The sequence below is a fragment of the Zooshikella sp. RANM57 genome, from assembly GCF_050749885.1.
GTDB lineage: Bacteria > Pseudomonadota > Gammaproteobacteria > Pseudomonadales > Zooshikellaceae > Zooshikella.
In genome coordinates this window covers 1-323 of sequence record NZ_JBOIUB010000066.1, presented here as the reverse complement: position 1 = coordinate 323, position 323 = coordinate 1, and the positions used below count along the sequence as shown (strand labels likewise).

The 323-nt window shown below is 45.5% G+C and carries 1 protein-coding gene; it reads left to right on the top strand.

Annotated elements, in window-relative coordinates; all coding sequences use genetic code 11:
• Window positions 1–323: DDE-type integrase/transposase/recombinase (locus ACQ96U_RS27155; RefSeq protein ID WP_431724407.1), on the top strand; the 323-nt coding region annotated here is incomplete at both ends.

The window sequence follows — 323 nt, the reverse complement described above, 5'->3', positions numbered from 1 at the left end:
AATCGTGAAATGGTGAAGAAATTGCGTAAAGAAGGCTATCAAATGGGTCGCTACCAAGTTCGCAACATCATGCATCGGTTACACCTAAAAGTTACACAACATCAGGCTTACAGGGTCACAACGATGCGTAAGCATGCTGATTCAGTGGCCGATAACTGGTTAAACCACAACTTTAACCCCACTGCAGCCAACCAGGTTTGGGCTGGCGATGTGACTTACTTAAAGACAGGTGAAGGTTGGATGTATTTGGCCGTGGTGATGGATTTATACTCTCGTCGAATTGTTGGCTGGCATATCGATAAGCGGATGACAACCGATTTGGT